This is a genomic window from Pseudonocardia lacus (assembly GCF_018531445.1).
GTDB classification, from domain to species: Bacteria; Actinomycetota; Actinomycetes; order Mycobacteriales; family Pseudonocardiaceae; genus Pseudonocardia; species Pseudonocardia lacus.
The window spans coordinates 1-20,373 of sequence record NZ_JAHDTH010000051.1 but is presented as its reverse complement, the minus strand read 5'-3'; the positions used below and the strand labels follow the sequence as shown (position 1 = coordinate 20,373).

Here is a 20,373-nt window from a genome sequence, read left to right as displayed (position 1 = left end):
CCGCCCCCTCAGCCCGCGGCACTTGGCCGCCCCGCCGCGCTCGCCACCAGCCGCTCGCCGGAGAACGACGTCGAGACCCCACCCAGCCCGGACAGCGTCGCGGTGAACGTCGAGTCCGGCGTGGCGACCACCATCGGGCCCAGCGCCCCGGAGAGCACGACCTCACCGGTCCGCAGCGGCGACCCGAGGTCGCGGCAGGTGCGCGCCAGCCAGAGCACCGCGTTGACGGGGTCGCCCAGGCAGGCCGCGCCGACGCCCTCGCTGACGACGGTGCCGGCCGCGTCGAGCAGTTGCATCCGCACCTCGGTCAGGTCGAGGCCCTCCAGCGGACGGGTCTGCTCGCCCAGCACGAACAGCCCGCTGGAGGCGTTGTCGGCGACGGTGTCGGCGTAGGTGATGTCCCAGCCGGCGATGCGGCTGTCCACGATCTCCAGCGCGGCGACCACGTGGTCGGTGGCGGCGCGGACGGCGTCGGCGTCGAGGTCGGCGCCGTCGAGGTCGGCGCCGAGCACGAACGCGATCTCGGCCTCGACCTTGGGCTGCAGCAACCGCCCGGAGTCGATCACCGCGCCCGGCCCGACGGCCATGTCGGCGAAGAGCACGCCGAAGTCGGGCTGGTCCACCCCCAGCTGGGCCTGAACGGCGGGCGAGGTCAGCCCCACCTTGCGGCCGACGATCCGGCGACCCTCGGCCAGCGCCGACTCGGTCAGCAGGTTCTGCACCGCGTACGCGGTCCGCGCGGTCGCGTCGGGGAGCAGGTCGCGCACCGGAGGGCAGGGCGTGCGCGTCCGCGCGGCCGTCCGGAGCCGCTCGGCGGCCTCCTGGATCGGCGGGGGCTGCCTGTCCGGCATGGGTGATCTCCCGTCCTCGAGTGGGGGCAACGTACCGTACTTAGTACGTCGCCCGGTCGCCTCGCCGTGATGACACATGTCATCGACGACCCCGCGGGCGTCACGCGTCTCGGTGACGACGGGGACTGACCCCCACCCCACCGCTTCCCCACGATAGGGGCATGCGTTCCCACCGGAGAACAACCGCGCTCACCGGGCTGCTGGTCGCGGCGCTCGCGCTCACCGGCTGCGCCGCGCCCGCGATCGCGCCCGCGGCCGCCGAGGAGCCGCCGGCACCGCCCGTCGCGTGGGCCGAATGCGGCACCGGCCTGGACTGCGCCACCTACCCGGTCCCGGTCGACCACGCCGACCCCGACGGTCCGACGGTGCCGCTCGCCCTGGTCCGCCACCGCGCCACCGACCCGGCCGCCCGCGTCGGCGCGCTGCTGATCAACCCGGGCGGACCGGGCGGACCGGCCGCCGACCTGGTGCGCCAGCTGGACTCCGCCGGCGAGTTCGCGTTCGTCTCGCCCGAGATCGCCGCCCGCTTCGACGTCATCGCGATGGACCCGCGCGGCGTCGGCGAGAGCCAGGGGGTCCGCTGCCTGACCGACGAGCAGCGCGAGGCCCAGCTCGCCGTCGACCTCGACCCGGACGTGCCGGGCGGGATGGCGCTGCCCGAGCTGCTGGCCCAGAACCGCGCCCTCGCCGAGGGCTGCGCCGCCGGCGTCGACCCCGCGCTGCTCGACCACATGGCGACCGACGACGTGGCCCGCGACATGGACCTCGTGCGGGCCGGTATCGGCGAGGAGCGCATCAGCTACCTGGGCATGTCCTACGGCACCCTGCTCGGCGCCACCTACGCCACGATGTTCCCCGAGCGCGTCGACCGGATGGTGCTCGACGCCGCGATGGACCCCGAGCTGTGGCGCTCCGCCCCCCTGCGGGCGACCCTGCAGCAGGGCGCCAGCGGCGAGCAGCAGCTCGACCGGTGGTTCGAGACGTGCCGGGCCGAAGGGGTGGGTGCGTGCCCGTTCGGCGCAGGTGAGCCCGAGGCGGCGATCGACGCGCTGATCGACGGGTTGGAGGAGCGGCCGTTGGACGTGCCGGCCTCGCCGACCGGACCGGCCGGCTCGCTCGACGGCGCGGACGCCCTGCTGGCCGCCCGCACGGCGGTGTTCGACCGCAGGCTGTGGCCGGTGCTGACCGCGGGGCTGGTCGCCGCGCAGTCCGGTGACGGTTCCGTGCTGCTCACGCTCTCGCAGGCCCTCACCCGCGAACCCGACGGCACCCCCAGCGGGCTGGCCGAGGCCAACTACGCGGTCAACTGCCTGGACCGCGACGTGCCGGACGACCTCGCCGCGCACGCCGCCAACGCCGAGGCGATCATGGCCGCGGCGCCGCGGTTCGGCGCGCTGTCGTCGAACATCATGCTCGGCTGCGTCGGCTGGCCCGCCGACAACCCCGACCGGTTCACCGAGCCGCTGACCGCCCGGGGCGCCGGTCCGATCCTGGTGGTCGGGGGGCGCGAGGACTCGCAGACCCCGTACGCGTGGGCCCAGGCCCTCACCGCGGGCCTGGACGAGGGACACCTGCTCACCCGGGAGGGCGTCGGCCACGGCTCCTACCGGGCGTCGGGTCCGTGCATCGACGCGGCGGTCGACGGCTACCTCCTCGACGAGGCGCTGCCCACCCCCGGCGCGACCTGCCCGCAGGAGCCACCGGCCACGACGGCGCTGCCGACCGGCGGGTGACGCACGCCGCGCTCACCGGCGGCCGCGGTCCTCCTCCAGCCGCGCGACCGTGGCCGTCACGAACGCCTCCAGCCCGTGCGCGAACTGCTCGTCCGAGGGCAGCGTCACCAGCTCGTCGGCCAGCTCCACCAGCCGCGGGAAGGTGTCGATCGGCAGCGCCGAGTACACGTGCGAGCGCTGCCGGCGCTCCTCGGCCCGCTCCTCGGCGTCGGTCCCCGGGGCCGGGGTGCGCCCCCACGGCCGCGGCAGCTGGTAGCTGGCGAACCCGATGGCGTAGGTGATGAGGAACCCGTAGCAGCGCACCGCGACCGGGCCCGGGATGCCCGCGTCCACCAACCGCCGCAGCGGCGCCTCCATCGCCCCCAGCAGCGCCGGGCGGCTGGTGGTGATCCGGCTGCCCAGCAGGCGCACGACGGTCGGGTGCTCGCGCATCATGTCCAGGAACGCGAACCCGACCTGGCGGATCGCCTCCCCCGGGCCGGACGCCGGCTCAGGGGGCAGCCGCATCCGACCCAGCACGTGGTCGGCCATCCCGTCGAGGATGTCGTCGCGGCTGCGGAAGTAGCTGTAGAGCGTCATCGCGCCGACACCCAGCTCGGAGGCGAGCCTGCGCACGGTGAGCCGGTCGAGGTCGCCGTCGCCGTCGGCCAGGCGCAGGGCGGCCTCGATGATCCGGTCGGGGGTCAGCATCGAGCCGCGGCCCCGCCCGGACCTGTGCCCGGACGGCGACGGGCCTGACATCTGGGGCGGCATGACGTTCCTCCGGGTGCCGACGGACTCGGTGGACCTTAGGCCAGTCGATCGCCCGAGCAGGCGATCACCCGTTCGACACCAACCGCGGGACCGGCCGGCCAGGTCCATCGCGGTGCGCACGGGGGACGCCGGCGAGGGCGGCGCCACCGCGCGGTCAGCGGGCGCGTTCGACGATCTCGATGCCGGCGGCGTCGACACCGCACAGCCGCATGACCCGCGCCACCACCGGCTGCACCTGCGACAGCACCAGCCGCGGTCCGGGAGTCCTCGACGGCGCCCAGGCCCGCACGATGGCCCGGCAGGCCGACGCCGCGAGGTGCTCGACGTCGGCGAAGTCGACGCGCAGCACGACCGCGTCCCCCGCCGCGCTCATCGCCGCGACCATGCTCGCCCGCAGGACCTCGACGTTGGTGAAGTCCACCGCGCCGCGCAGCACCAGCCCGTCGTCGGCCTCGCCGACGTCCAGCGACAGCTCGGTGAGCCCGCCGGGGTGCATGCCGACGACGCTGTCGAGCGCGGCTCCCGGCAACGACCCCACGGTGTACTGGCACAGCGCCGAGACGGGGCGGGTGGCGCACAGCCGGTCCACCAGGTCCTCGACCTCGCGGTGCACGGCCGGACTCAGGACCCGGTACGCCGTGCTCGCCTCACCCGAGATCCGCAGCCGGGTGTGGCCCTCGGCGAGGACCCGGTCCAGCAGCGCCTCCTGGCCGCCGGGCCGGTAGAACTCCTCGGGCGCCAGCACCTCCAGCCGGCCCTGCGCGACCGCCGCGTCCACCTCGATCCCGTGGGTGACCAGCACCGCGAGCACGTCGTCGCCGAAGCCCCCGCCTTCGATGTAGACGACCTTCTCGCCGAGGGCGAGCCCCTCGCGAACCCATCCGGACAGCCTGGCGACCCGCTCCGGCTCGGAGCGGTGCAGGAGCAGCCGATGCCCGCCCCCACCGGAGGGCGAACGGCCGTACGGGGACACACCGCGACGGTATCCCGCGAACCCGCCCGGAAACAGCCGAGCACCCGACGAACGGCCGTTCGTGCCCCGGTCGGTGCTCGACCCGGCCGCGGCCCCGGTGCATGATCTGCCGGCATGCCCGTACCCGACCCGTCCCGGCGGCGCCCCGGCGTGGCCACCCGCTCGATCAGCCCGGAGAACCCGACCGGGGCCCGCGGCCGCGGCGGGCGCGCCACCGGGGGCACCGGCGCCGCGGCCGGGCGCGAGCTCGGCCGGGGCTGGAAGGTCTCGCCGAGCATCGAGATCGCCGCGGGCGCCACCGCTGTGCTGGCCGACGTCGCCGGGCCCGGGCGGATCACCCACGTCTGGCTGACCACCCACCCGGACCACTGGCGCTCCCTGCTGCTGCGCGCCCACTGGGACGGCGACCCCGAACCGGCGGTGGAGGTCCCGGTCGGCGACTTCTTCGGCCAGGGCTGGGGGCGGTTCGCGCAGCTGTCGTCGGCGATGGTCGCGGTCAACCCGCACGGCGGCATGAACAGCTACTGGCCGATGCCCTTCCGCGCCGGCGCCCGGCTCAGCTGCGAGAACCTCTCCGACCGCCCGGCGATCCTGTACTTCCAGATCACCTACGACGAGGGCGGGGACGCGGCCGGGGACGACTGCGGCTACCTGCACGCGCAATGGCGCCGCTCCAACCCCGTCGACGGCGGGCTGCACGCGCTGCTGGACGGCGTGCGCGGCGCGGGCCAGTACGTGGGCACCTACCTCGCCTGGGGGGTCAACTCCCGGGGCTGGTGGGGCGAGGGCGAGGTGAAGTTCTACCTCGACGGCGACGAGGAGTTCCCCACGATCTGCGGGACCGGCACCGAGGACTACGTCGGCGGCGCGTGGAACTTCGACGTGCCGGGGCAGGGCTACACCCCCTACTCCACGCCCTACCTCGGCCTGCACCAGGTCATCCGGCCCGACGGGCTGTACGAGAGCCAGCAGCGCTTCGGCCTGTACCGCTGGCACGTGCCCGACCCGATCCGCTTCGCCACCGACCTGCGCGTCGACGTGCAGGCCCTGGGGTGGCGCTCCGGCGGGCGCTACCTGCGCCGCCACGACGACGTCGCCTCGACCGCGCTGTTCTACCTCGACACCACCAGCGCCGCGCGGCCGCGGACGCCGACCCCGGACGAGCTCGAGGCGCTCTGAGCCCGCGGCCTCGGCCTCACCGGCCGAAGGCCCGCAAGAACGTGTCGACCGCCGCGCCGGCCACCTCGCGCAGCTCCGCGGCGGGCAGTCGGCGGGTGCCGAACCGGGTGCGGGCGTCGATGCCGCCGGTGAGCAGCCCGGCGAAGTGCTCGGCGGCCACGGCCGGGGCGTCCACGCGCAGGTGCCCGGCGACCGAGAGCCCGAGCAGCCGGTCGGCCAGTGCCTGGTTCACCCGTGCCGCCGCCCGTCCGAGGAACACGTCGACGAGGTCGGGGAACTGCACGACCTCGGCCGTCACCAGCCGGCGCAGCGCCCAGGCGCGCTCGTCGACGAAGCACTCCAGCAGCCGCAGCCCGACGTCCTCCAGCGCGGTCCGCACGTCGTCGCCCGGGTCCAGCAGCCGTTCCACGACCTCCAGGTTGGCCGCGGCGGCCCGGTCGGACTCGGCCACCAGCGCCTCGCGCAGCAGGGTCTGCTTGTCGCCGAAGTGGCTGTACACCGTGGCCTTGGCGACGCCGGCGCGCGCCGCGATGGCGTCGACGCCCGCCTGGGCGTAGCCCTCGCGGGCGAACTCGGTCGTCGCCGCGTCGAGGATCGCGCGCCGCTTGTCGATGCGCCCGCGCGGTGCGGCGGTGGCGGGTGTCCCCGCGGTCGCGGCCATGCCCGGATGCTACCCGCGGGGCTCACCGACCAGACTTGACAGTCTGGTTCGACGACATAGTCTTCCAGACTCGTGAGTCTAATTCTCCGAACCAATGAGTCTTCGTGAGCGCCCCGGACCGGTTCGGCCCGGCACTGCGCCGCATGATCGCGGTGGTCCTGCTGGGCGGGATCATGGGCATCCTGGACGGGTCGATGGTCCTGGTCGCGGTGCGCACCATCGCCGACGACCTGGACGCCTCGCCCGGTGCCGTGGGCTGGGCCGCCACCGCCTACCTGCTCGCCGTCGTCACGACGGTCCCGGTCGGGGCCTGGGCCGCGGACCGCTACGGCGGCAAGCGGCTCTGGCTGGTCGGCCTGGTCGTGTTCTTCGCGGGCTCGCTCGGGTCGGCGCTCGCCCCCGGACTGGGCGCGCTGGTGGCCTCCCGGGTGCTGCAGGGCGTCGGGGCCGGCGTCCTGGACCCGCTGATGCTGACCCTGCTGGCGCGCGCCGCCGGCCCGGCCCGGGCGGGCCGGGTCATGGGCATCATGGGCATCGTCGGCTCCGCCGGGCCCGTCGCCGGCCCCGTCCTCGGCGGGGCGCTGCTGCAGGCGCTCGACTGGCGCTGGCTGTTCCTGGTGAACATCCCGATCGTCGTCGCGGCGTTCGCGCTCGCCGTGCGGGTCCTCGCGCCCGACGCGCCCGCCGGCCGCACGCCCGGGCCGCGCCTGGACGTGCTGGGCGTCGCGCTGGTCGGGCCGGGCGTCAGCGCCGTCGTGCTGGGGCTGTCGCGCATCGAGCAGGAGCACACCGCGCTGGCCTGGTCCGTACTGGTGCCGCTCGGCCTGGCCACCGCACTGCTCGGCGGTTACACCGCGCACGCCCTGCGCCGCACGGCTCCACTGGTGGACCTGCGACTGCTGGCCCGGCCCGGGGTCGCGGCGAGCCTGCTCGCCGCCGGCACCAACGGGCTGGCCACCTTCGCCGCGCTGTTCGGGCTCCCGCTGTTCTTCCAGCAGGTCCACGGCGCCACCCCCACGGCGGCCGGGCTGCTGCTCGCGCCGCTGGGCGCCGCGTCGATGCTCGCGATGCCGGTGTCGGGTCGACTGTCGGACCGGCTCGGGTCCCGCCGGGTGGCCGTCGCCGGCGGCGTCGTCGCCCTCGCCGCGGCCGTCCTGCTGGCGGTGCAGCCCGGGTCGGGCGACGCGGCGGTCGCCGTGCTCGGCACGGCCGTGCTCGGCCTGGGCCTGGGCGCCGTTGGGGCGCCGGCGATCGGCGCGGTGTTCCGCACCGTCCCGCCGGAGTCCGCGGCACAGGGCAGCGCACTGCTCTACATGGTCAACCAGTTGGGCGCCGCGCTGGGGATCGCCACCACCGCGCTGCTGGTGGGCACCGCGCCCGCCACCGGGGCGACGACGGCGGAGTTCCGACCGGCGTTCTGGCTGCTGGCCGCCGGCGTGCTGGTCGGGATCGCGGCCGGCGCCGCGCTGCCCGGGCGGCCCCGGCCCGCGCCGGTCGCGGCGTGACGGCATCCACGCGACCGCGGACGCCGCGCCTCACCCCTGCTCCTGCGGTTCGTCGCCGATGAGCACCCGCGGCGCCGGGCCGGCGGGCGCGGTGGCACCCACCACACAAGTGGACGCGCGTCCACATAGCTCGTAGCCTGACCACATGGACGTGCGTCCGGTCAGCTCAGGGACCGTCGGGCCAGCTCGGTCAGCGACTTCCGGACGTCGTCCGCGGACGCGCGCCCGCGCAACCGCCGGTACAGCTCGGCCGACAGCGGGGCGAGCAGCGCCTCGGCGAGCAGGTCGGCCGGGTCGGGCACCCCCGCGTCACGCAGCAGCACGCGCACGTGCGCCAGCCAGAAGCCGTACGCCCCGGTCCCGAACCGCGCCGCGCCGGTCTCGGCCGCCAGCGTGAGGTCGAGGTGCTGGTCGAGCAGGTCGACCAGGGCCGAGTAGAACGCCGCCAGCCGCTCGGCCGGCGGGGCGCCCGGCCCGAGCGGGGGCGGGCCGGAGATCAGCCGCTCCTGCAGCCGCCGCTCGTGCTCGTCGAGCAGGGCCGCGGCCAGCGCGGCGCGGTCCGGGTAGCGCCGGTACAGCGTCCCCTTGCCCACCCCGGCGGCCGCGGCCACGTCCTCCATCGACACGTTCGTGGCCCCGCGCTCGGCGAACAGCCGCTCGGCGGCGGCGAGCACCCGGGCCCGGTTGCGCACGGCGTCGGCCCGCTCCGGACGGGTCCCGTCCCCGTTCACCTGCACCCCCAGACCCTAACGACCGGGCCGTCGGCGGCCGGTCCCCTTCAGGAGGTCCGCATGTCCTGGCTGTGGCTGCTGCTGGCCGGCGCCGTGGAGGTCGCCTGGTCGCAGAGCATCAGGCCCACCGAGGGCTTCACCCGCCCGCTGCCGACCCTGCTGTGCTTCGCGCTGGCCGCGGCGGCGATCTACCCGCTGACCCTGGCCATGCGCGAGATCCCGGCCGGCACGGCCTACGCCGTGTTCACCGGGATCGGCGCGGCCGGCGCCCTCACCCTCGGCGTGCTGGTGCACGGCGAGTCGCTGACCGCCGCGCGGGCACTCGCCCTCGCGCTCATCGTCGGCGGGGTGGTGCTGGCGAACCTGGTCGGGGCCTGACCGGACAGGGCACACTGCCGGGATGGCGCGCGTGGCGACCGGGGAGTCGGTGCTGTCGCGGGCGGTGCGCATCCTCGCGGTGTTCGGCCCGGACGAGCGCGCGCTGCGGGTCTCCGACATCGCCGCGCGCACCGGCCTGCACGTCGCCACGGCCTCGCGGCTGGTCGCCGAGATGGTCCAGCTCGGGCTGCTGGGCCGCGAGGACGACCGCCGGGTGCGGGTCGGGGTGCGGCTGTGGGAGCTGGCGTCGCGCGCCTCGCCCACGCTCTCCCTGCGCGAAGCGGCGATGCCCTTCCTGGAGGACCTGCACGCCGTGGTCGGCCACCACGCCCAGCTCGGCGTGCGCGATGGCACCGACGTGCTGTTCGTGGAGCGGCTGAGCGCGCCCGGCGCGGTCGTCAACTACACGCGCATCGCCGGGCGCCTGCCGCTGCACGCCTCGTCGTCGGGGCTGGTGCTGCTCGCGCACGCCCCGCACGAACTGCAGGAGCGGGTGCTGGCCGCGCCGCTGGCCCGCTTCACCCCGCACACGATCTGCACGCCGTCGCGGCTGCGCCGCACCCTCGCCGACGTGCGCCGCACCGGCCACGCCTCCTGCCCGGGCTTCATCCACGAGCAGGCGCTCGGGGTGGCGGTGCCGATCACCGACGGCACCCGCGCCGTCGTGGCCGCGGTGTCGGTGATCGTGCCCAACGACCCGACCGACGACCAGGCCACCCGGGCCGTCGTCCCGGCGCTGCGCGCTGCCGCCCGCGGCATCTCCCGCACCCTGTCCCGCTGAATCCCTCTCGATGAATGAGAATCGGGTCCCGCCGCACCCCGCCGGCCGGTCATCGTTCCGACAACCGAGGACGGGAGGCGGCGGGTGGGGCGGACGGTGCGGTTGCGCGTCACGGCGAAGGAACGGGTGGCCGACGACGTCGTCGCGCTCACCCTCGCGGACCCGACCGGCGACCGGCTGCCCGACTGGACCCCGGGCGCGCACCTCGACCTTGTCCTGCCCACCGGCCTGACCCGGCAGTACTCGCTGTGCGGCGACCGGTTCGACCCGTCGCGGTACCGGGTGGGCGTGCTCCGCGAACCCGACGGCCGCGGCGGCTCCGCCTACGTGCACGACGAGTTGCGCGTCGGCGACGAGGTCGGCGTCGGCGGGCCGCGCAACCACTTCCCGCTGGTGCCCTCGCAGCGCTACCTGTTCCTGGCCGGCGGAATCGGGATCACCCCGCTGCTGCCGATGGTCCACCAGGCCGACCTGCTCGGCGCCGACTGGACCCTGGTCTACGGCGGGCGTCGACGCGGCTCGATGGCGTTCCTCGGCGAGCTGGCCGGCTACGGCGACCGCGTGCACGTCGTCCCGCAGGACGAGCAGGGCCTGCTCGACCTCCCGCACTGGCTGGGCACACCCCGTCCCGGCACGCGCGTGTACTGCTGCGGCCCGGGCCCGCTGCTGGACGCCGTCGGTGCGGCGTGCGCGTCCTGGCCGGCGCACTCGCTGCGCACCGAGCGGTTCGTGGCCCGCGAGCAGCCCGCGCCCGCCCGCAGCACCCCGTTCGACGTCCGGCTCGCCCGCAGCGGCACCACGGTGACCGTCGCTCCCGACCGGTCGGTGCTGGAGGTGGTGCGCGAGGCCGGCGTCGACGTGCTGTCGTCGTGCCGGCAGGGCACCTGCGGCACGTGCGGCACCGACGTCCTGGAGGGCCTGCCCGACCACCGCGACTCGATCCTCGACGACGCCGAGCGCGAGGCCGGCGACTGCATGTACATCTGCGTCTCGCGCGCCCGATCCGACCACCTCGTGCTCGACCTGTGAGGACCGCACCGACGGGAGCCCCGATGACCACCACCGCCCCGGCACCGCCGCCGGTCTCCGACGCCGACCCGTTCGGACCCGAGGTACTCGAGGACCCGCTGCCGTTCCACGCCGCGCTGCGCGAGGCCGGCCCGGTCGTGCGACTGAGCCGCTACGGCGTGTACGCGATGGGCCGCTACGCCGAGGTGCACGCCGCGCTGCGCGACTGGCAGGGCTTCGAGTCCGGCGCGGGCGTCGGGCTGTCGAACTTCCGCACCGAGGCGCCGTGGCGCCCGCCGAGCCTGCTGCTGGAGGCCGACCCGCCCCGCCACGACGCCCCGCGCCGGGTGCTCGTCGACCTGCTGTCGCCGCGCGCGCTGCGCCGGTTGCGCGAGCGGTGGACGGCCGCGGCCGAGGACCTCGTCGACCGGCTCCTCGCCGAGGGCGACGAGTTCGACGCCGTCCCGGCGCTGGCCGAGGCCTACCCGCTGCGGGTCTTCCCCGACGCGGTGGGCGTCTCCCCCGAGGGCCGGGAGAACCTGCTGCCCTACGGCGAGTTCCTGTTCAACGCGTTCGGCCCGCACAACGACCTGGTCGCCGAGGGCGCGCCCCGGCTGCCGGAGCTGTCGGCGTGGGTGAACGCCCAGTGCCAGCGCGACTCGCTGGCCGACGGCGGGTTCGGCGCCGGCATCTGGGCCGCCGCCGACCGCGGCGAGATCACCCACGAGCAGGCCCCGCTGGTGGTGCGGTCGCTGCTGTCGGCCGGGGTCGACACGACCGTGCACGGCCTCGCCGCCACCCTGCACGCCTTCGCCACCCACCCCGACCAGTGGCGGCGCCTGCGCGCCCGGCCCGAACTGGTCCGCGTCGCCTTCGACGAGGCCGTGCGGTGGGCCTCCCCGGTGCAGACCTTCTTCCGCACCGCCACGACCGACGTCCGCGTCGGCGGCACCGTCATCCCGCACGGCGAGAAGATCCTGATGTTCCTGGCCGCCGCCAACCGCGACCCGCGCCGTTGGGACGACCCCGACCGCTTCGACCTGTCCCGCGATCCGTCCGGCCACGTCGGGTTCGGCTTCGGCATCCACCACTGCGTCGGCCAGCACGTCGCACGGCTGGAGGCGGAGTGCCTGCTCACGGCGCTGGCTGCGCGGGTGGAGGCGATCGAGGTGGCCGGAGCGACGCGGCGCCTCCACAACAACACGCTGCGGGCGTGGGGCTCGCTGCCGGTGCGGGTGCGGCCGGCGCGCTGAGGATCAGAACCGCGCGGCGACCTCCTCGCGGGCGGTGGGGGCGACGTGGTCGCGGATCCACCGGGCGAGGGCGGCGAGGTCGCCGAGCGGGGTGGGGCCGTGGCGGGGCCGGGGCAGCTCGCCCGGCGGGAGCCAGCGGCTGTCGACGCCGTAGCGCGGCGCCGCCAGGGCGATCAGGACCAGGACGGTGAGCAGGATCCACGGGTTCATACCTCTATGATGGCAGGATTGGCCTGCTAGCCCAGGGCCAATTCAGAACAGGTGGACCCCCGTGACCGACCTCGACCGCCGCATCGGCGCACACAGCTTCGCCCGACTGCTCGGCGAGTGGCGCCCACCGGACGGACGTGGACTGGCCTCGGCCCTCGCCGACCGGGTCCGGCTGCTCGTGCTCGACGGCCGGCTGCCGCTGCAGACCCGGATCCCGCCCGAGCGCGAGCTGGCCGCGGCGCTGGGCGTCAGCCGCACCACCGTCGCGGCCGCCTACGACACGCTGCGCGAGGCCGCGGTGCTGCACAGCAGGCGCGGGGCGGGCAGCTGGACGCGGCTGCCACCGGACCCAGCGGGCGGCTCGGACGTCTCCCCGTTGTTCCCGCAGGCCGACCGCGACCTGCTCGACCTCGCCCACGCCGCGCTGCCCGCCCCCGGCGCCGCCATGCGCCGGGCGGCCGCCGCGGCCGTGCACGACCTGGACGCCCTGCTGGGCGGGCACGGCTACGAGATGCTCGGGCTGCCCGCGCTGCGCGCGGCGATCGCCGACCGCTACACCACCCGCGGCCTGCCGACCACGCCCGACCAGGTGCTGGTCACGGTGGGCGGCCAGCAGGCGATCGCGCTCGTCGTGGCCGCGCTGACCGGCCCCGGCGACCGGGTCCTCGTCGAGCACCCCACCTACCCCAACGCCCTGGCCTGCATCGCCCACCACCGCGCGCGGCCCGTCCCGGTGCCCATGGGGCCGCATCCGAACGGCACCGGCTCCTGGGACCTGGACCTGCTGGCCGCCACCGTCCGCGACGCCGCCCCGCGGCTGGTCTACCTCATCCCCGAGCACCAGAACCCGACCGGCGCCGTGCTCGACGACGCGTGCCGCCTGCGGCTCGTCGAACTGGCCCGCCGTACCGGCACCCCGCTGCTGATCGACGAGACCCTCGTCGAGCTCGGCTTCGGCGACCACGCCCCCACCCCCACCGCCGCGCACGCCCCCGACTCCCCGCTGGTCATCACGGTCGGCTCGGCGAGCAAGGCGCTCTGGGGCGGGCTGCGCGTCGGCTGGGTCCGCACGGCCGCCCCGCTGGTGCGCCGCCTCGCCGCCCAGCGCGCCGCCATCGACCTGGGCAGCCCCGTCCTCGAACAGCTGATCGTCGCCCGGCTGCTCGCCGACGTCGAGCAGGTGACGGCCGAGCGGCGGATCGAGCTGCTCGCCGCCCGCGACCACCTGCTCGACCGCCTCGCCACCACCTTCCCCCGCTGGCGCCCGTCACGGCCGACCGGCGGCATGAGCCTGTGGATCGAGCTGGACGAGCCCCAGTCGAGCCAGCTCAGCGTCGTCGCCCGCCGCCACGGCGTCCTGCTGGCCGCCGGCCCGCGGTTCGGCATCGACGGCGCGTTCGAACGCCACCTGCGCCTGCCCTACACGTTGCGCCGCGACCGCATGGACGAGGCGCTGCAGCGACTGGCCCTGGCCTGGCAGGGCCTCGACCACGCCGCGCCCGCGGTGGAGCCGGAGCCGGTGGCGGTGGCCTGAGGTGGGCCCGGGCCCGGGCGGCCGTGGGGCAGTCCGCCGCCCGGCGCTCAGCCCGCGCCGCCCCGCATGTGCCAGGCGTCGGTGACCAGCTCCGCCAGCCGCGCCGGGGCCACCTTCTCCAGGCGCACCATCACCAGCGGCAGCCCGTCGTAGCCGGGCGTGGTGAAGAACAGCTCGGGCTCGCCCAGCAGCAGCGCCTGCTTCTCGGCCTCGTCGCCGACGTAGAGCACCGCGATGTCGGTGCGCAGGATCCGCCCGCGCCCGGGCACCCGCTCCGGGTAGGACCAGACGAAGCCCCTGCCGGCGACGCGGAAGTCGAAGCCGTCGCTGTCGATCTCCTCGACGCCGTCCAGGGACAGGGCCAGGCGTCGGACGTCGTCCGCGTCAACCATCGACGTCACCGACGTCACCCACCGATGTCCCATCGCGGCCTCGCACGGCGGGCAGCCTAGAGCCGGCCCCCGACAGTCCCCTCCACCCTGCGCGCGACGGCGAGCAGGGCGCCGTCCTCGCCCGGCAGCGCCTCCAGCGACAGCCCGACCGGCAGGCCCGCGCGGGTCGTGCCGGCGGGCAGGGAGATGGCCGGCATGCCCGCGGCGGAGCCGGGGCCGGTGTTGCGGATGGTGGTCTGGAAGACCGGCACCTGGCGGCCGTTGTGCTCGGTGGTCTCGTCGTCGCCGACGGGGGTCGCCGGCAGCGGCACGGTCGGGTAGACGAGCGCGTCGAGCCGCTCCCCCGTGCCGGGCACCAGCGCGGAGGCGTAGGCCGCGCGCAGGCGCTCGCGCGTCGCCATGGCCTCGCGGTACGGCGGCTCGCCGAACTGGCCGCTCGCCGCGATCTCCAGCGCGCCGCGGACGTCCGGGGAGGCGACGCGGGCCAGCACGTCGGCCAGGGTCAGCTCCCGCTCCGGGCCCGGCAGGGTCGCGAGGTACGCGGGCAGGTCGCGGGCGACCTCGAAGAACGCGATCGGGAAGCCGCACTCGGCGTCGAGCTCGTGCGCGGCCACCACGTCGGTCTCGACCAGCTCCACGCCGGCGTCGGACAGCCGCCCGAGCGCCTCGTCGACGCGGGCGGCGACCTCCGGGTGCAGGTCGTCGTAGAAGCCCGGGCGCGGCACGCCCAGCCGCAGGCGTCGGTCGGGTGCCTCGACCGCGGGCTGCCCGGTGACCAGCTCGTCGACCAGGGCGACGTCGGCGACCGCGACGGCGAGCAGGCCCGCGGTGTCGCGGGTGCGCGAGATCGGCACGACCCGGTCGACGCCCCAGCGCCCGACGGTCGGGCGCCAGCCGACGACGCCGCAGTGCGCCGCCGGGATCCGCACCGAGCCCCCGGTGTCGGTGCCCAGCGCCAGCGGGACGACGCCGGTGGCCACCGCGACCGCGGACCCGCCGGAGGAGCCGCCGGCCGTGCGGTCGCGGTCGTGCGGGTTGCGCACCGGCCCGTACGCGGCGTTGTTGCTGGTGATGCCGAACGCCAGCTCGTGCAGGTTCGTCTTGCCGATCACCGCCGCCCCGGCGGCGCGCAGCCGCTCGACCGCGAGGTGGTCGCGGCCGGGCCGCGAGTCCGCCAGCGCCGGGGTCCCGCCGGTGGTGGGCAGGTCGTGGGTGTCGAGGTTGTCCTTGACCGCGATCGGCACGCCGGCCAGCGGGCCGTCGCCACCCGGCGCCCGGCCGGCGGCGTCGGCGACGGTGATGAACGCGCCGAGGTCGGCGAGTCCGCGGGCGGCCTCGACGGCGCGCGCGAGCACGTCAGCGGCCGAGGAGGCCCGCACGTGCCCGCGGAACCCGTCCAGGTCCGGGGTGTCCGAGGTGGGCATGCCGCCGCCTTCCGCCGGTCCTGCGAGCGCCGCTGCGGACTCTATGCGGCGCCCCGCGCCCCGTTCCACCGATCGACGGAATCGGGCGCGCGGCCTGTCATCCGGCGTCCGACCGCCCGGGGTGGTCGAGCCCGGCGGCCAGCTGGGCGAGCGCGGTGTCGGCCTCGGCGCGCAGGACGTCGAGCGGCGGCGGATCGTCCGCGTCGGCGGTGGAGTCGAGCCAGCGGTCCAGCACGATGCGCAGGGCGGCCAACGACGCCGCCGCGCAGAGCCGGGCGTGGGCGGCGGGATGCAGCCCGCCCCGCCCGCCATCCGGTCCGATGCGCTCCTCGATCGCGGCGGCGAGCGCGTCCTCCTGGACGGTGAGCACGGCCATCTGCTGCGGGATCAGCGACGGCGTCCCCCGCATGAGGCGCAGCGCGCGGACGTGGTCGCGGCTGACCGCGTCGTCGCGGTCCATGACCACCAGCACCGACTCCCGCACGGCCCGCAGCACCGACTCCGCGCGCGGGCGGGCGCGGAACTCGGCGACGAACGCCTCCGCCCCGACCGCGGCGGCCGCCACGACCGCCTCCTCCTTGCTGGCGAAGTGGTTGAAGAAGGTCCGCACCGCGATGTCGGCCTCGGCGGCGATCTGCTCGATCGTGATGCGCTCCACGCCGTCGCGCACCGCGAGCCGCAGGGCGGCGTCGCGCACGGCGGCCCGGGTGGCCCGCTTGCGGCGCTCGTGGCGGCTCGGCGGGGCCACCGCCGCCACCGTGCCGGGGAGGGTCGCCTCGGTCATGGGGACCCCTTTGTCGCGTGGGCTTCCTGGTGGGCGCGGCGGGCGCCCCCTGATTATGAGCCGTTCGCCGGAGCGGACCAGGCGACCGGCAGCGAGTGCACACCGAAGATGAGCATGTCGTTGCGCAGCGGCACCTCGGCGGCCGGCACGGCCAGCCGCAGGTCGGGCAGCCTCCGCAGCAGCTCGGTGAAGCCGACGCGCATCTCGATGCGGGCCAGCTGCTGGCCGAGGCACTGGTGCACGCCGTGGCCGAAGGCCAGGTGGGGGGCGCGGTCGCGGCGCAGGTCGAGCCGGTCGGGGTCGGACCAGTGCCGGGTGTCGCGGTTGACCTCCGGGGTGGCCACGATGACCGTGGCGCCGGCCGGGATGGTGGCCCCGCCGATCGTGACGGCCTCGGTGGCGACCCGGCTGACCCCGAGCTGGACGATGCTGAGGTAGCGCAGCAGCTCCTCGACCGCGTTGTCGACCACGGCGGGGTCGTCGCGCAGCGCGGCGAGCTGCTCGGGGTTCTCCAGCAGGGCGAACGCGCCGAGGGCGAGCATGTTGGCGGTCGTCTCGTGGCCCGCGCCGAGCAGCACCAGCGACACGTCGATGAGCTGGGCGTCGGTCAGTGGCGGGTCGGCGTCGTGGATCAGCCCGGAGACGATGTCGTCGCCGGGCGTCGCCCGCTTGGCCGCGACGAGCTGGGCGATGAAGGTGTAGAGCTCGCCGCCGGCGCGGGCGCGGTCCTCGTCGGAGGCGTTCGCGTTGAGCGCGATCGAGGTGTTGACCTGGAACCGGTCGCGGTCGGCGTAGTCGACGCCGAGCAGCTCGCAGATGACCAGCGACGGCAGCGGCAGCGCGTAGGCGGGCACCAGGTCGGCCTCGGTGCCGGCGGCCTTCATCGCCTCCAGGTGCTCGACGGCGATCTCGGTGACCCGCGCCTCCAGGGCCTTCATCCGGCGGACGGTGAACTGCCCGGTCAGCAGCCGGCGCAGGCGGGTGTGCTCGGGCGGGTCCATGAAGACGAACATGCCGTCCTCGCGGTTCTCGATCGGCGCCGGGCACACGGGCTCGCCGCGCTCGGCGGCGGCCGCCATCTCGGCGACCTCGTGCGGCTGCAGCTGCGTGGCGTCGCGGTAGCGGACCCGGTCGGAGCTGAACCGCGGGTCGGCCAGCACCGCGCGGGCCTCGTCGAAGCCGGTGACCAGCCACGCCCGCGCGCCGTTGAGCAGCTCCAGCGGCTGCACCGGGCCCTGGCCGCGGCGCTCCTCCAGCCCGGGGGCCGGGTCGAACGGGCAGCTCGCGGCGCGCTCGAGCACGTCCTCCGGGATGAGGCGCCGCATGGCGGACGGCGACTGCTCCGGGGCGCGCTCGGCGGCGTCGTGCTGGGCGGGGGCGTTCATCCGGGGCGCATCCTGTTCCCGGGCCCCGCCTGCTCGACGGGGCCCGCCGGTCGGGTGATGCGCCGAGGCTACACGCCATACTGCACGTCATGCATTGATGCAGGATGTGCAGAGTCGGAGAACGCGTGGCGCCCTACCCGCCGCTGGAGAAGCTGCCGCCGTCGGTGTCGGAGTAGATCAGCTCGCCGTCCTCGGTGGTCGAGATCGATCCGCTGTCGTAGAACGACGTGCCGCCCCCGCCGGACCCGGAGTCGTCGTAGCCGGGGTAGCCGGGGTCGTCCGCACCGGGGTCCGTCGCGGCGAGCAGCAGGACGAACAGGACCATCCCCACGCCGATCAGCAGCAGGGTGCGCGCGGTGTTGGGACGCTGGGCGGGGTGGGACATGGCGCGGCTCCGGTCTGCTGGACGTCGTGGCGGCCCAGCGTGGCGCAGCGATCCGCCCGCGTCCGTGTACTGGTACCGGTTCACGACGGTCGTTCTGCGGGGTGCGCGCCGTGGTGCGCGGCCCGGTACCGCCGCCACCCCCCGTAGTGCGAGATGTCGGGCACGCCCTCGCGGGCGTACCCCTCGCAGACGAACCCCGGCGCCTGCCCGCCTCCGTCCAGCGCCACCGTCCCGATCGCCAGCGGCGGCGCGACCGCCAGCACCAACTCGCCCAGCGCGGCGACCGGCAGTTCGTAGACCTCGACCTCCACCGCCAGCCCCGCCGCCGGGTCGCGGATCAGCCCGGGCCGGGCCGGCAGCGGCGGGTGGCCGGGCACGGGCGGCAGCGCCACCATCCGGTACACCGGCGCCGTCCGGGTGGCCCGCAGGAAGCGGGCGCCCAGCCCGAGCAGGTCCGCGTGCAGCGGCTCGCCGTGCAGGTGCGCCCCGACCACGACCAGCGGGGTCGTCGGGGCCGCCTGCGACGCGGTGGCGGTCATGCGCATGACCGGGACGCTAGGGGCGGCCCGTGTCGGCACCGGCCCACCACTGTGTCCGCAACGTTAATTGTCGACAATCGACCGGAACGTGGGGACGTCGAGGTCCCCGCTCGGTCGGGTGTGCGCTGCGCCCTCCGGCCGAGCCGATCATGCTCGCGGGCCCGTCCCGCAGACGACGGGTGGGTGTTGCAGCGTGGGATGGGGCGTTACAGCCCGCCGGCGCGCTGCGAGCACCCAGCCACCGCCGCAGAACCCTCTCGGCGCTGCGAGGACACCCTCGCTCCGCCCCCGCTGGCCGCGAAGCGGCCGATCCACCCCCGGAAGCCCCTGCTCGATCAGCTCGGCCAGCGCCGCGTCGGTCCCCGGCGACCAGACCGCGTGCATCGCCAGCGGTTCCAGCGCGTCGCGCAGCCGACGGGCCGGCGAGCCGCTCACGACCACCTCGGGCGTCACGGACGGGGTCGGAGCCCGGCCGAAGAACGCCTGCCGCACCGTTGCGTAGTCCATCCAACGGACGCTAGGCGGCTACGCAGCGTGTGTCCGCCCCAACCGTTCGGCCGTTGGCAGCGCCGAGCCGCTCGTCGCACTGTTGCAGCGAACACGTTCGCCCCGACGATCTCGGGGTATTCCGGGCCTGTCCGCGCCACCACCGCGGACGCGGCACCCGGCGCCCGCCGTCGGGGTACGGAACCTTCGGATCGGCCGACGCCGCCCCGATCGGAGGAGGAGAAGCGCACGTCATGGAACAGTGGCACCTCATGCAGCTCGCCGTGGACTCGTCGCACGGCGCACCTTTCGTGCACGTGGTCGGTGAGTTGACCGCGGTCAGCGCTCCCCGGTTGCTGAAGCTCTGCGAGGGGGTGCTGAGCCGTTCGGCGGCCTCGTCGCTCACCGTCGACCTGTCGGGCGTGCGGCACTTCGAGCCCGAGGGCGTGGCGGTGCTGCTGCACGTCCGCGACCTGTGCGCCGCCGCCGGCGCGGCGCTCGTCCTCGGTGGCGTGTCCGACCGCCGCGGTGCCCTGCCGCTGCGCGTCGAGCGGGTGCTCGACGAAGTCGACGGGCGCAGCACGGTCGAGGCCGGTCCGGTACTGGCCTGACCGACACAGAACCCTTACCCGCGGGTAGATCGGCCTCGCCCGCGCGGTGATTACCCCCGGGCGCCCGCGCGACGAGGCTCCTGCACGACCGAACACCCGGTCAGCGCAGGAGGGAACCCGTGGCCGCCGCCCGCAACCAGGCACCCGACGCCGTGCTCGACACCGGGCTGGCCCGGCTCGCCGAGGCGGTGAGCGCCGACCCGGCCGGGGTCTCGGCCGAGGCCGTGCTGCTGCTGGCCAGGGCCGCCACCGTGCGCGGCGGCCGGGAACTGCGCGGCGCGACCCGCACCGCGGCCGGGGTGCTGGAACGGTCGCCGGACGCCGGGGCGCCCGGGCTGCACGGCGCGTGCGGCGCGGCATGGGCGCTGGTGGAGGCCGCCCGCGCGGTCGACGACAAAGCGCTGGGTTGGCGCGCGATGGCGATCGCCGCGGCCGTCCCGATCGGCGGCACCGACCCCGGCCTCGCCCACGGCACCGCCGGCGTCGGGCTGACCCACCTGCGGCTCTGGCTGGCCTACCGCGACCCGCGTTCACGCACCCGGGTCCGCGAGTGCGTCGACGAACTCCTCGCCGCGCCGGTGGTCGACGCCGGTGCCGCCGGCCTGCTGCTGTCCGCCGGTCGGGTGCTGGGCGTGCGCGCGGCGCTGCGGGCCGCGGACGCCGTCGCGGACGCGCTGCACGCCGCGGACGCCCCGCAGACCGCGCAGACCGCGGCTTTCCTGGTCCGCCACCACGCGGCCACCGGCGCGGTCGGCTCCCTCGAACTGGCCGAGCGCGCGGCGCTCGCCACCGACGCCGACCCGGCGGTCGGCCACCT

Annotated in this window: 23 protein-coding genes; 10 read left to right on the top strand and 13 right to left on the bottom strand. The window is 75.9% G+C overall.

Annotated features, from left to right (window positions below):
• Positions 1–8: 8 nt before the first annotated feature.
• Entirely contained in the window at positions 9–851 is an 843-nt protein-coding gene (locus tag KIK08_RS13755; RefSeq protein ID WP_214403508.1) for a 2-keto-4-pentenoate hydratase, read from the bottom strand.
• Positions 852–1,012: 161 nt separating this feature from the next.
• Between KIK08_RS13755 and KIK08_RS13750 the strand changes: the two genes are divergently transcribed.
• Positions 1,013–2,584: an alpha/beta hydrolase gene (locus tag KIK08_RS13750; RefSeq protein WP_214403507.1), complete on the top strand. Its 1,572-nt coding sequence runs from the start codon at positions 1,013–1,015 to the stop codon at positions 2,582–2,584.
• Between the two features lie 12 nt (positions 2,585–2,596).
• Here the strand turns inward: KIK08_RS13750 and KIK08_RS13745 are convergent, their stop codons facing one another.
• Both KIK08_RS13745 and KIK08_RS13740 read right to left on the bottom strand, forming a co-directional pair.
• Complete coding sequence (locus tag KIK08_RS13745) at positions 2,597–3,325, bottom strand: TetR/AcrR family transcriptional regulator (protein ID WP_214403506.1); 729 nt, start codon at positions 3,323–3,325, stop codon at positions 2,597–2,599.
• 166 nt (positions 3,326–3,491) lie between these two features.
• Positions 3,492–4,310 (bottom strand): MEDS domain-containing protein, encoded by an 819-nt coding sequence (locus KIK08_RS13740; protein ID WP_214403505.1) that lies wholly within the window; start codon positions 4,308–4,310, stop codon positions 3,492–3,494.
• 114 nt (positions 4,311–4,424) lie between these two features.
• Between KIK08_RS13740 and KIK08_RS13735 the strand changes: the two genes are divergently transcribed.
• Positions 4,425–5,489: a glycoside hydrolase family 172 protein gene (locus KIK08_RS13735; protein WP_214403504.1), complete on the top strand. Its 1,065-nt coding sequence runs from the start codon at positions 4,425–4,427 to the stop codon at positions 5,487–5,489.
• Positions 5,490–5,505: 16 nt separating this feature from the next.
• On the opposite strand, the gene KIK08_RS13730 is transcribed toward KIK08_RS13735, so the two are convergent.
• The gene (locus KIK08_RS13730) at positions 5,506–6,150 is read right to left on the bottom strand and encodes a TetR/AcrR family transcriptional regulator (RefSeq protein WP_214403503.1); all 645 of its coding nucleotides are present in this window, start codon (positions 6,148–6,150) and stop codon (positions 5,506–5,508) included.
• A gap of 104 nt (positions 6,151–6,254) precedes the next feature.
• On the opposite strand from KIK08_RS13730, the gene KIK08_RS13725 reads away from it, so the two are divergent.
• Entirely contained in the window at positions 6,255–7,655 is a 1,401-nt protein-coding gene (locus KIK08_RS13725) for a DHA2 family efflux MFS transporter permease subunit (protein WP_308257621.1), read from the top strand.
• 161 nt (positions 7,656–7,816) lie between these two features.
• Here KIK08_RS13725 and KIK08_RS13720 read toward each other — a convergent pair whose 3' ends face one another.
• A complete protein-coding gene (locus KIK08_RS13720; RefSeq protein WP_308257620.1) occupies positions 7,817–8,392 on the bottom strand; it encodes a TetR/AcrR family transcriptional regulator in 576 nt (191 codons plus the stop codon).
• Between the two features lie 54 nt (positions 8,393–8,446).
• Between KIK08_RS13720 and KIK08_RS13715 the strand changes: the two genes are divergently transcribed.
• The 4 genes from KIK08_RS13715 (at position 8,447) to KIK08_RS13700 (ending at position 11,806) form a co-directional block, all read left to right on the top strand.
• Entirely contained in the window at positions 8,447–8,764 is a 318-nt protein-coding gene (locus KIK08_RS13715) for a DMT family transporter (RefSeq protein ID WP_214403502.1), read from the top strand.
• 22 nt (positions 8,765–8,786) lie between these two features.
• Positions 8,787–9,545, top strand: coding sequence for an IclR family transcriptional regulator (locus tag KIK08_RS13710; protein WP_214403501.1), 759 nt, complete (start codon positions 8,787–8,789; stop codon positions 9,543–9,545).
• A gap of 84 nt (positions 9,546–9,629) precedes the next feature.
• Positions 9,630–10,574, top strand: a complete 945-nt coding sequence (locus KIK08_RS13705) for a PDR/VanB family oxidoreductase (RefSeq protein ID WP_491063183.1) — start codon at positions 9,630–9,632, stop codon at positions 10,572–10,574.
• 23 nt (positions 10,575–10,597) lie between these two features.
• Positions 10,598–11,806, top strand: a complete 1,209-nt coding sequence (locus KIK08_RS13700) for a cytochrome P450 (protein ID WP_214403500.1) — start codon at positions 10,598–10,600, stop codon at positions 11,804–11,806.
• A 3-nt stretch (positions 11,807–11,809) separates the two neighbouring features.
• Here KIK08_RS13700 and KIK08_RS13695 read toward each other — a convergent pair whose 3' ends face one another.
• Complete coding sequence (locus KIK08_RS13695; RefSeq protein WP_214403499.1) at positions 11,810–12,016, bottom strand: hypothetical protein; 207 nt, start codon at positions 12,014–12,016, stop codon at positions 11,810–11,812.
• Between the two features lie 61 nt (positions 12,017–12,077).
• Here KIK08_RS13695 and yczR point away from each other — a divergent pair, with 61 nt between their 5' ends.
• Positions 12,078–13,550, top strand: a complete 1,473-nt coding sequence (gene yczR / locus KIK08_RS13690) for a MocR-like transcription factor YczR (RefSeq protein ID WP_308257619.1) — start codon at positions 12,078–12,080, stop codon at positions 13,548–13,550.
• A 47-nt stretch (positions 13,551–13,597) separates the two neighbouring features.
• Here yczR and KIK08_RS13685 read toward each other — a convergent pair whose 3' ends face one another.
• The 7 genes from KIK08_RS13685 to KIK08_RS13655 all read right to left on the bottom strand — a co-directional run bounded on the left by KIK08_RS13685 (position 13,598) and on the right by KIK08_RS13655 (position 18,966).
• Positions 13,598–13,942 carry an MmcQ/YjbR family DNA-binding protein gene (locus tag KIK08_RS13685; protein ID WP_214403498.1) on the bottom strand — a complete coding sequence of 115 codons (345 nt, stop codon included), beginning with the start codon at positions 13,940–13,942 and terminating at the stop codon, positions 13,598–13,600.
• 56 nt (positions 13,943–13,998) lie between these two features.
• Positions 13,999–15,366, bottom strand: coding sequence for an amidase family protein (locus tag KIK08_RS13680; RefSeq protein ID WP_214403497.1), 1,368 nt, complete (start codon positions 15,364–15,366; stop codon positions 13,999–14,001).
• A 97-nt stretch (positions 15,367–15,463) separates the two neighbouring features.
• Positions 15,464–16,150 carry a TetR/AcrR family transcriptional regulator gene (locus tag KIK08_RS13675; protein ID WP_214403496.1) on the bottom strand — a complete coding sequence of 229 codons (687 nt, stop codon included), beginning with the start codon at positions 16,148–16,150 and terminating at the stop codon, positions 15,464–15,466.
• 53 nt (positions 16,151–16,203) lie between these two features.
• On the bottom strand, positions 16,204–17,535 hold the full coding sequence (locus tag KIK08_RS13670; RefSeq protein ID WP_214403495.1) for a cytochrome P450: 1,332 nt from the start codon (positions 17,533–17,535) through the stop codon (positions 16,204–16,206).
• Positions 17,536–17,668: 133 nt separating this feature from the next.
• The gene (locus KIK08_RS13665) at positions 17,669–17,920 is read right to left on the bottom strand and encodes a hypothetical protein (protein WP_214403494.1); all 252 of its coding nucleotides are present in this window, start codon (positions 17,918–17,920) and stop codon (positions 17,669–17,671) included.
• 80 nt (positions 17,921–18,000) lie between these two features.
• Positions 18,001–18,465 (bottom strand): allophanate hydrolase-related protein, encoded by a 465-nt coding sequence (locus KIK08_RS13660; RefSeq protein WP_214403493.1) that lies wholly within the window; start codon positions 18,463–18,465, stop codon positions 18,001–18,003.
• Between the two features lie 141 nt (positions 18,466–18,606).
• Entirely contained in the window at positions 18,607–18,966 is a 360-nt protein-coding gene (locus tag KIK08_RS13655; RefSeq protein WP_214403492.1) for a hypothetical protein, read from the bottom strand.
• A 233-nt stretch (positions 18,967–19,199) separates the two neighbouring features.
• Here KIK08_RS13655 and KIK08_RS13650 point away from each other — a divergent pair, with 233 nt between their 5' ends.
• A complete protein-coding gene (locus KIK08_RS13650; RefSeq protein WP_214403491.1) occupies positions 19,200–19,556 on the top strand; it encodes an STAS domain-containing protein in 357 nt (118 codons plus the stop codon).
• A gap of 119 nt (positions 19,557–19,675) precedes the next feature.
• A partial coding sequence (locus tag KIK08_RS13645) for a glycoside hydrolase family protein (protein ID WP_491063182.1) occupies positions 19,676–20,373 on the top strand: 698 nt, incomplete at its 3' end.

Bases quoted from the DNA above. Each gene is read 5' to 3' on its own strand.
- KIK08_RS13755 (WP_214403508.1), bottom strand. From the start codon at position 851: ATGCCGGACAGGCAGCCCCCGCCGATCCAGGAGGCCGCCGAGCGGCTC.
- KIK08_RS13750 (WP_214403507.1), top strand. From the start codon at position 1,013: ATGCGTTCCCACCGGAGAACAACCGCGCTCACCGGGCTGCTGGTCGCG.
- KIK08_RS13745 (WP_214403506.1), bottom strand. From the start codon at position 3,325: ATGTCAGGCCCGTCGCCGTCCGGGCACAGGTCCGGGCGGGGCCGCGGC.
- KIK08_RS13735 (WP_214403504.1), top strand. From the start codon at position 4,425: ATGCCCGTACCCGACCCGTCCCGGCGGCGCCCCGGCGTGGCCACCCGC.
- KIK08_RS13730 (WP_214403503.1), bottom strand. From the start codon at position 6,150: ATGGCCGCGACCGCGGGGACACCCGCCACCGCCGCACCGCGCGGGCGC.
- KIK08_RS13715 (WP_214403502.1), top strand. From the start codon at position 8,447: ATGTCCTGGCTGTGGCTGCTGCTGGCCGGCGCCGTGGAGGTCGCCTGG.
- KIK08_RS13710 (WP_214403501.1), top strand. From the start codon at position 8,787: ATGGCGCGCGTGGCGACCGGGGAGTCGGTGCTGTCGCGGGCGGTGCGC.
- KIK08_RS13700 (WP_214403500.1), top strand. From the start codon at position 10,598: ATGACCACCACCGCCCCGGCACCGCCGCCGGTCTCCGACGCCGACCCG.
- KIK08_RS13695 (WP_214403499.1), bottom strand. From the start codon at position 12,016: ATGAACCCGTGGATCCTGCTCACCGTCCTGGTCCTGATCGCCCTGGCG.
- KIK08_RS13685 (WP_214403498.1), bottom strand. From the start codon at position 13,942: ATGGTTGACGCGGACGACGTCCGACGCCTGGCCCTGTCCCTGGACGGC.
- KIK08_RS13680 (WP_214403497.1), bottom strand. From the start codon at position 15,366: ATGCCCACCTCGGACACCCCGGACCTGGACGGGTTCCGCGGGCACGTG.
- KIK08_RS13675 (WP_214403496.1), bottom strand. From the start codon at position 16,150: ATGACCGAGGCGACCCTCCCCGGCACGGTGGCGGCGGTGGCCCCGCCG.
- KIK08_RS13670 (WP_214403495.1), bottom strand. From the start codon at position 17,535: ATGAACGCCCCCGCCCAGCACGACGCCGCCGAGCGCGCCCCGGAGCAG.
- KIK08_RS13665 (WP_214403494.1), bottom strand. From the start codon at position 17,920: ATGTCCCACCCCGCCCAGCGTCCCAACACCGCGCGCACCCTGCTGCTG.
- KIK08_RS13660 (WP_214403493.1), bottom strand. From the start codon at position 18,465: ATGCGCATGACCGCCACCGCGTCGCAGGCGGCCCCGACGACCCCGCTG.
- KIK08_RS13655 (WP_214403492.1), bottom strand. From the start codon at position 18,966: ATGGACTACGCAACGGTGCGGCAGGCGTTCTTCGGCCGGGCTCCGACC.
- KIK08_RS13650 (WP_214403491.1), top strand. From the start codon at position 19,200: ATGGAACAGTGGCACCTCATGCAGCTCGCCGTGGACTCGTCGCACGGC.